This window comes from Chamaesiphon sp. OTE_8_metabat_110 (genome assembly GCF_031382685.1).
Lineage (GTDB): Bacteria > Cyanobacteriota > Cyanobacteriia > Cyanobacteriales > Chamaesiphonaceae > Chamaesiphon.
In genome coordinates, this window is the sequence record NZ_JANMZA010000164.1 from 1 (window position 1) to 8,830 (window position 8,830).

At 51.2% G+C, this 8,830-nt stretch carries 5 protein-coding genes and 1 pseudogene; 4 read left to right on the top strand and 2 right to left on the bottom strand.

What is annotated here, in order from left to right:
* Positions 1-509 precede the first annotated feature (509 nt).
* Positions 510-818 (bottom strand): hypothetical protein, encoded by a 309-nt coding sequence (locus RMO52_RS05915; RefSeq protein WP_310411828.1) that lies wholly within the window; start codon positions 816-818, stop codon positions 510-512.
* A 577-nt stretch (positions 819-1,395) separates the two neighbouring features.
* Here RMO52_RS05915 and RMO52_RS05920 point away from each other — a divergent pair.
* The 3 genes from RMO52_RS05920 (at position 1,396) to RMO52_RS05930 (ending at position 7,259) form a co-directional block, all read left to right on the top strand.
* Positions 1,396-2,820, top strand: coding sequence for an efflux RND transporter periplasmic adaptor subunit (locus RMO52_RS05920; protein WP_310411830.1), 1,425 nt, complete (start codon positions 1,396-1,398; stop codon positions 2,818-2,820).
* Between the two features lie 305 nt (positions 2,821-3,125).
* Positions 3,126-6,398, top strand: a complete 3,273-nt coding sequence (locus tag RMO52_RS05925) for an efflux RND transporter permease subunit (RefSeq protein ID WP_396134903.1) — start codon at positions 3,126-3,128, stop codon at positions 6,396-6,398.
* Between the two features lie 258 nt (positions 6,399-6,656).
* On the top strand, positions 6,657-7,259 hold the full coding sequence (locus tag RMO52_RS05930) for a DUF3177 family protein (protein WP_310411837.1): 603 nt from the start codon (positions 6,657-6,659) through the stop codon (positions 7,257-7,259).
* 119 nt (positions 7,260-7,378) lie between these two features.
* Here the strand turns inward: RMO52_RS05930 and RMO52_RS05935 are convergent, their stop codons facing one another.
* A complete protein-coding gene (locus tag RMO52_RS05935) occupies positions 7,379-8,347 on the bottom strand; it encodes a hypothetical protein (protein ID WP_310411840.1) in 969 nt (322 codons plus the stop codon).
* Positions 8,348-8,501: 154 nt separating this feature from the next.
* On the opposite strand from RMO52_RS05935, the pseudogene RMO52_RS05940 reads away from it, so the two are divergent.
* A pseudogene (locus RMO52_RS05940) lies at positions 8,502-8,830 on the top strand (Crp/Fnr family transcriptional regulator); the annotation flags it as partial.

Sequence of the window (8,830 nt, forward strand, 5' to 3'; positions counted from 1 at the left end):
CGATAGTTTTCTAAGCTCTGATTCTTGGCTTGCTCGTCGATCTGATTTTGTTCGCTCATTGCGTTTCTTAAGAGTACGGTTAGAGAATATTGTTGTAAGCTGACTAGTTTTGTTTGCGCGAGCGATTCACACGAATGGAGGGAAAGAAAATCAAGCTGGCAAACACAAATAATTAACACGCTTTACCAATTTAAATAATCAAATATTTTTTAAGCTCTGTCTTTAGGTAGAGATCGAGGCGATCGGGCAATCTGGAATCCCCTGCTGCATTTTTTAGTGCTACATTAGGTAATCTTTTAGCAACAGGTCGCCATCGTTAGCCATCTAAATTTAGGAAATTTAGAGAGCATTTGGGATGCGATAATACTCAAACTATTCGCCAGTTCGAGCAACTAATTAAGGGAGGTACCATTGATACCTCCCTGCCACATTTTTCGATGCAGGCAATTTTTAATTTCTACCCAGTGCTGTAGTAACAACAATCGCTCGCTCGGCGCGGGACTCGATTGCTAAGGTTTAGGTGAAGGGCTGACCGATGGACTGCTAGTACCCGCTCCCGGGGTGGTAGTCGGACTAGTTGTGGGACTCGTACCCTTACCCGTACCCGTACCCGTGCCTGTACCCGTTCCAGGGGTGGTAGTCGGACTAGTTGTGGGACTCGTACCCGTACCCGTGCCGCTGGTACCATCTGTACCCGTCGTACCACTGCCACCCGAGCCTGTACCCGAGCCACCCGTGCCAGAGCCAGATGGAGAGCAAGAACTTGCTAACAGGGCTATCCCTACTACTGTTGCAAACATTAAACCGATTTTATTCATAACTCCTCGCTAAGTTGTTAGGTAAATATCTTGTCGAAAAATGACTCGTTACAGTGCAAGCTGATAGTTATGGCTGGGCGATTGCCAGATTTAGTTATTAGATACTTCAAACAACTAAATTATTCACGGCTCCCTGGTTACGCTCGCCCAGAATTTTAGGGATAAACTAATTAATTCAATTGCAAAATAATGCTTTGAAACTTTTAGTTACATCCATATTTAATTACGTTAGATACCGATAAATTTCTGCACATCCGTCGATCGGTAGAGATCTCCTCGAACAGCAGTAAGGAATAGACGATCGTGCAGGTTTTAGCGCGGCAGCACTTAAGCTACGATCGCTTACTCATCTGCCAGAGTTAAAATTGATATAATTTGATATAATTTGCGTGTATCTAGACAAACCGTAACAGTGGTATACAAATTAATACCTACTTACGTCGAGAGCTAGATAAATTCGCCTAGGTTGCCGCTGACGACTGAAGACAAGCACCCTTGCCAATGTGACTAGAAATATCCCGATCGAGAGATAGCTGGAGCTAACTGCCATTGTTAATATTTTATGGAGATAGTCCAGATGAAGTCAACTCATCCAATTGACCTTTTAACAATATTATTAGCAAGATTACTTGCATCTTTGCGATTGATGAATGTCCGCCACCAAGGTAATTATGGTCAGCAAGTAAAGATCGTTCGGGTCGGATCGATCGCCCTGTTAGCGCTATTGCTCACTAGTTGTAATTCGCTGCCCAAAGATGGGGCTGACGCTCAGACTAGACCTGCTGGCGGACGAGCGCAGGCGACGGCTGTAGACGTGGAGATCGCGGCGACAGCCCCGCTAGAGTCGATTCGGGAATACACGGGGACGACTCAACCCGTGCGGGAGGTGGCGATCCGCGCTCAGGCAGAAGGTCAATTACGAGTGTTGAATGTGGATGTAGGCGATCGCGTCAAGCAAGGGCAAGTATTGGCGCAGATCGATGACTCCCTTCTGGACGCCCAAACCGCCGAAGCCCAGGCAGAACTCGCCTCGCGACGCAGCGAAATCAGTCAACTTCAGTCCCAAGTTAGCGACGCTCAGACCCAAGTCGCCCAAAATCGCCTGACACTCCAGCAAGCTCAGTCCGATGCCGCTCGTTATGAAAGTCTGGCAAAATCTGGGGCGATTTCCCAGCAGCAAGCCGAGCAATTTCGCACCCAAGCTCAGACAGCCGCCCAAGTCTTGCGATCGTCACAAGCCAAAGTCCGGGCACAGCAACAAGCGATCGGCGTTGCTAAGAATCGCATTACCGCCCAGCAAGCAGTCGTCGCCCAACAGCAGCGACGCAAATCCTATACCGTCGTCACCGCGCCGATCTCTGGCGTCGTCTCTACCCGATCGACCGATCGCGGCAATATCCTCCAAGTCGGTAACGAACTGCTGCGGCTGGGCGATTTTAGTCGCGTCAAAGTCACCGTTCAAGTGTCCGAACTCGACTTAGCATCTGTCCGGCTCGGAAGTAACGCCACCGTCAAGCTAGATGCCCTCGCAAACCAACAGTTTAGCGGTAAAGTCACCCGGATTTCCCCGGCTGCCAATCCGACATCGCGGCTCATTCCCGTCGAAATTACCATCCCCAATCCCAATGGTCGCGTCGGGAGCGGCTTACTCGCGCGATCGACCTTCGCCCAAGCCACCGCAGAGCGAGTCGTCATCCCCCTCTCCGCACTCCAATCAGATCGCGCCCCAGCCAAGCCCACATCACCCACACCCGATCGCGCCAGGACAGCACCAGCCGCCCCTGCAAGTGCCGCTCCACGCACCACCGGGACGCTATTTGTCATCGCCCGTCAAGGCGAAGGATCGGTAGTCAATGCCCGCAAGGTCACTCTGGGTCAACAAATCGACGGCAAAGTCCAAATCCTCTCCGGTCTCAATCCTGGGGAACGCTTCGTCTCTAGGGCTGGTAAGCCCCTGAAAGATGGTGAAGCGGTGCGATTGAGCATTTTGTCGGCTAAGTGAAGCTGCTTGTGCTTTCGTAGTCCCGTTACCCTACCCCAGCCCTCCCCTTATAAAGGGGAGGGGGCAAGAGTCCCATCTGTGGGGCAAGAGCAAGAGTCCCCTCTGTGGGGAGAGAGTAAAAGCCCCCTGTAGTGGCGAAGCCAAAAGCCCCCCCTGCTTGGTGCGCTATCCCGTCGGGAAACCCGACGAGCGCGCATCCGCTTTATAAGGGGGGTTGGGGGGGTAAACTCAGCGAAAACGAAGTCTAGCAGACTCGCGTAGAAAGGGGGGAAGCGACGGCATTATCATCCTACTCAACTAAATCGATCGTGCAAAACTCACCCTCATCTGGCTTCAGCCTTAGTACCCTCTCGATCCGGCAGTATATCGGCACCCTGATGCTGACCCTGACGGTGATTATCGTCGGGATCTTCTTCATTACCCAATTGCCCGTCGATCTCCTTCCCTCGATTACTTATCCTCGGATCGGCGTTCGGCTCGAAGCACCGGGGATCTCGCCCGAAGTCGCGATCGATGAAATTACGCGCCCCCTCGAAGAAGCCCTGTCTACCACCGATGGCGTGGTGCAAATCTACTCCCAAACCCGCGAAGGACAAGTCAACCTCGACCTCTACTTCAACCCTGGGAGTAATATCGACCAAGCCCTCAACGACACTACCGCCGCCTTCAACCGCAACCGCAACCAGTTACCAGACTCGATCGAAGAACCCCGGTTATTTAAAATCGATCCTTCCCAGCTCCCTGTCTACGAACTGGCGCTGACGGCACCTTCACTTCAGGATGTAGACTTACGGATTTTTGCTGATGAAGAACTCTCCCGCGAGCTGAGTATCGTCGAGGGTGTCGCTTCAGCCGATGTCTCTGGCGGCGTGCAAGAAGAAGTCCGCGTCGATATCGACCTCAATCGCCTCCAATCGCTCGGAATTAGCCTACCTACTGTCCTAGAGCAACTCACCCAGCGCAATCAAGATGTCTCCGGCGGACGCATTCGCGGCGACAGTTCCGAACCTCTCACCCGTGCAGTCGGACGCTTTCAGAATGCGAGTGAAATTCGCGATCTGGCGTTTGCCATTGGGGGATCGGCGACAGCCAGTACCACGGCACAGACTAGCGCCACTGCTGCCGTGACAACCGCCCAGCCAGCCCCCATGCAGCAAGTCTATCTGCGGGATTTTGCCAAAGTCACCGATGGTACCGAAGAAGAGCGGGTACTCGTCAGTCTCAACCGTAACAAAGCAGTCAAAATCAGCGTCCAGAAACAGTCTGATGCTAATACTGTCGCTGTCGTAGAGGCAGTCAAACTGAAGATCGAGGAGTTGAGACGATCGGGTGTAATTTCAGCAGATATCAAGATTGTGCCGACGTTGGATGAGTCGGTGTTCATCCGCAACTCGCTAGCAGATGTGATTACTTCGGGGCTGTCTGGTGCCTTGCTGGCGGCGATTTCGGTATTTATCTTTTTGGGTTCCCTGCGGCAGACATTTATTATCACCCTGACGATTCCGCTCTGTACTCTAGCCGCCGCGATCGTGATGAAGCTATCCGGTTTCTCACTGAATATTTTTAGTTTGGGGGGATTGGCAATTAGTGTCGGTCAAGCGATCGATACTTCAGTTGTAATTCTCGAAAATGTCAGCAAACGGATCGACACACTCAAACTCGATCGCGCCCAGAGGAATAACGCTGGTGATTACGCCACTCAAGCGATCGCGGCTGTCGAAGAGAGTAGCCAGGAAGTAGAATCATCCCTAGTTGCCTCTACGGCTGCCAACCTAGTTTCGGTACTACCGTTCATCCTCGTGGGAGGTTTTATTTCCTTACTATTTAACGAGCTAATTCTGACGATCTGCTTCGCGGTTGCGGCTTCCCTAATTGTCGCCCTGACGGTCGTCCCCATGTTATCAGCGCGGCTATTCGCGATCGAGCGATCGAGCGGTCTCAATCGGCTGTGGATCCTCCGGGTATTCAATCAAAAACTTGAAGGCGGTACGCGATCGTATGGTAATATCCTCGCCAAAGTCATCCGCCGTCCGGCGATCGTCGTGCTGGCGGCATTTATCCTCTTAGGCGGTAGTGGTGTCCTAATGGCGGGACAAATTCCCCAGGAAATTCTCCCCCGCATCAGTACCGGACAGGCAAATGTCAACGTTCAATTTCCGCCAGGAACCTCGCTGGCTACCAATCGCCGCGTGATGGCAGCAGTTGATGATGTCCTGCTCAAACAGCCAGAGACGGAATATGTGTTTACCACCGCAGGCGGTTCGTTATTTGGTAACACGGTATCTGCCAACCCCTCCCGCAGTACGGGGAGTATCACCCTCAAATCGGGTAGCGACGTCCAAGAATTTACCGAGCGCACCACCAGAGAACTAAATCGGCTCAACTTAGCCGGAATTCGGGTGCGCGTGACCGCCGGATCGGTACGCGGTTTGATCCTCAATAATTCACCAGTTCGGGGGGCAGAAGTCGATGTCGTCCTCCAAGGGCAAGACGCTGAAGTCCTCAGACAAGCCGGAAGGCAAGTATTGGCAGCACTGGACGAGCGGGTAAAATTATCGGCTTTCCGTCCCGATGCCGACGATCGCCAGCCAGAAGTCCAAATTCGCCCTAATTGGGAGCGGGCGAGCGATCTGGGTCTGACGACTCAAGCGATCGGCAGCACCATCCAAACCGCCCTCGAAGGTTCGGTGCCCACCCAATTACAACGAAACGAGCGGCTGGTAGATGTCCGCGTGCAACTCAACCGCGATCTCCTCAAACAGCCGTCTCAGCTAGCACAACTTCCCCTCTTTGTCAACAATAATTCCCTCGTCCGGTTGAGCGATGTGGCGACGATTACGGAGGGACAAGCCCCAGGGGAGATTCAACGGATCGACCAGCGCCCGGTATTTATCATCGCGGGCAACCTCAATAAAGGCGCAAGTCTGGGTGCCGCCATCACCGAAGTCCAGCAAATTATCTCGACGCTGGATCTACCCGACGGGGTGACGGTATTACCCAGCTATGCAGGACAAACCAACCAAGAACTCCAATCTGCATTAGTCTCCCTGGGCAGTCTAGCCGCCTTTTTGGTATTTGTCGTCATGGCAGTCCAATACAACTCGATTATCGATCCGCTGGTAATTATTTTGGCTGTCCCGTTAGCCCTCGTCGGCGGACTATTGGGTCTATATATCACCCAAACCGCGATCGGAATTACGGTCGTCGTCGGTGCCGTCCTCCTCGTCGGGATCGTCGTCAACAACGCCATTATCATGGTCGAAACCGCCAACCAAATCCGCACCGAAGCCGGAGTAGATCGACCCACCGCCATCCTCACCGCCGCCCCCCAACGCCTCCGCCCGATTCTGATGACTACCGTCACCACCGTCTTGGGACTATTCCCCCTCGCACTCGGCATCGGCGAAGGCTCAGAATTTCTCCAACCGCTAGGCATTGTCGTCTTTGCAGGTTTAACCCTCGCCACCCTGCTAACACTCTTTATCATCCCGTGCTTTTACGTGCTACTCCACGACATCTTCAAGCGCGATCTCAGGATCGGCAAATTAGTCGATCGTACCCACAAGTCTAAAGCCTAGATCTTAGATGCTAGTATTCTGCGGCGTAAATCTAGTTACTATTTCGGGGCGACTGGGGGACGGGGAGACTAGGCGAAAGAACTGGTAGCCTCATTTCCGCCGCCCAGTACCAGAACTCCGAACCCTAAAGCCTAATACCTAAAGCCTAAACCTAAAGCGGCACGATTTATGTCAAGATTGGGAGAGAAAATCTGTTGAATTGGGTCAACGATCGCCACCCATCAACAGCAGCAAACTACCTATTTTTAGATCTAGCTAATGCCAAATCAAACTGAGTTATGGTTTCAACCGTTAATCTGGATGGATTTTCGATTGGCGGTAATATTTACAGTGCTAATGCCACTGATTCTACTACTGTGGGCATTCGCTCAAAAAACGGTAGTAATTCAGCATTTATTGACAATTTACTGGCGAGTATCGAGTTTACTCGCGATCGTCGTCTATTTACAAATCGGATCTTCAGCCATCAGTTTTGTGGCTTCTTTTATCGGTCAATGCTTAGTCGCGATCTCCCTGTGGTTTTGGGCAGATATCAATGACGAAATCAGCGATCTACCACCTAGTCCACTCAAACTCGGATTTCTCGGCTGGCGCTGGGCAACAACGATCTACTGCGCCCTCAGCGCGATCGCCCTCATCCCGTTTTTATCGTGTAGCTTTGTTGGTACCTCTAGCGACTACTGTCAAGCCTGGTTCCAACCAGCTTGGCTGTATTACCAATTTTTTCATGCCAATTCTAAGCCAGCCTTCCTCAGCTTTCTCGGCTTCGTGGGACTAGTCATCTATGCTCTCTCATTCGGCTACTTTGCGATCGTCCGCCTTGGCAAACAAGGTCGCTCGGCAATGGTGGGGGATGAGTAAGGGGTAAGAGGTAAGGGGTAATGGGTAATGGGTAAGAGGTAATAATTTGTGGACGCTTGCGTCTTTCTATTCACTATTCACTATTCCCTGACTTTTGCAAAAGTCTATTTCCTGCTTCCTTACAACTCGATCGGGGCGTGTATGCTGAGATAATTTTCTAGTAGTAGCTGTAAATAGCGACGCACGATCGCACTTAGCCCACATCTGGCAATTGCTAGACGTGGGTTTTGATGTTTTAGATCGCCAAAAATGCGACAGTCTCGATAAAAATCCAGCCAACTTTGAGCCAGCGTGAGAGTTAGTTTCGCCCAATTTGGGGATTGTTGCCAGATCGATTGCTGCACATTTGCCGTAAAGTTGCAACGATCGCGATCGTGCTGCATCCCATCTCGCTCGTAGATGCTGTCTAAAATCCTCATCAGCACCTGAATTAGGCGCTGCTCCATCGGATGCTCGAATAGACGACTTGTGGCAGCTTCAAGCGGATTCTCGCCGCAAATCCAATCGCTGGAGATCGATTGCTGGTGCGAGAATATTGGCTCGACAAGTTGCCAATCATCGGTTAGCGAGATTAGTTGCTCGCTTGCTGCCAATTTTAGGATCGAGCAGCACCGCGCATGAGCGTAGACAGCCATGCTAGTCGCAGTATCATCGAGCTGAGAATTCAGATCCAGATTGAGTGGCAGATCGTGGATGTAACTTAGCCACTTCCCGATCGATTCAGCCGTAACTCGAAAATAAATATACCCCGCCTCGTTATACCAGCCATCTAATAGCAGCTCGGAACTTGTCTGAATTGTCACAGAAGCAATGCTCCCAGTCCCCCCATCCCCCATCTCAACAAAATTCTGACAGATTTCTTGAAAATTAAATGCAGATTTTGCGGCTAATCGGTGTGCGATCGTGCTGACATACTGGTATTGTGATGTTGTCACCAGCCTAATCGAAGATTTATACTGCCAATGCCAAGACCTGTCTAGAGCTGAGTCAGTAGCCAAATCGTCATAATTGTGTGGTGATGTTACGCAAACTTGCTGAGCCAGTAACTGCAAATAGTTGGCGATCGCGCCTGCAATTGTAGGTGCCAATGGTACTAAGATCGGGTCTGAGCAAGGAAAAATCTGCATATTCATACCCCGATTACCAAGTTTCGTAGTACATTCCAGACTAAAATCCAACGATTTACTACATCAAAATACATGTAGAATCATTGAAAATCATGTGCCGTTCTGCTGGTTTGTTATGCAATCATCATCATCTACCCCGCCTAGAAACAATACTCGTTCGTTTTCAACTTGGCACCGACTCCTAGATTGGGCACAAGAACATTACCGCTACCGAACGTTTGCTAAAGATGCCCAGATTCCCACTCGCTCGGGATTACTATACCTAGTTCAGCGCGGCACGATCCGCCTGAATGGAACTGCGGAATCCGAACCGCCAGCATATCCACACCAAAATAGTACCCCGATCGAGTTCCAACTTCACAGCGGCGATGAAACTTTCCTGGGTTTTGTCGGTGCAGGGCAACCATTTGAAATCGTCGATCGATCTCCCTTCACGCTCCAAGC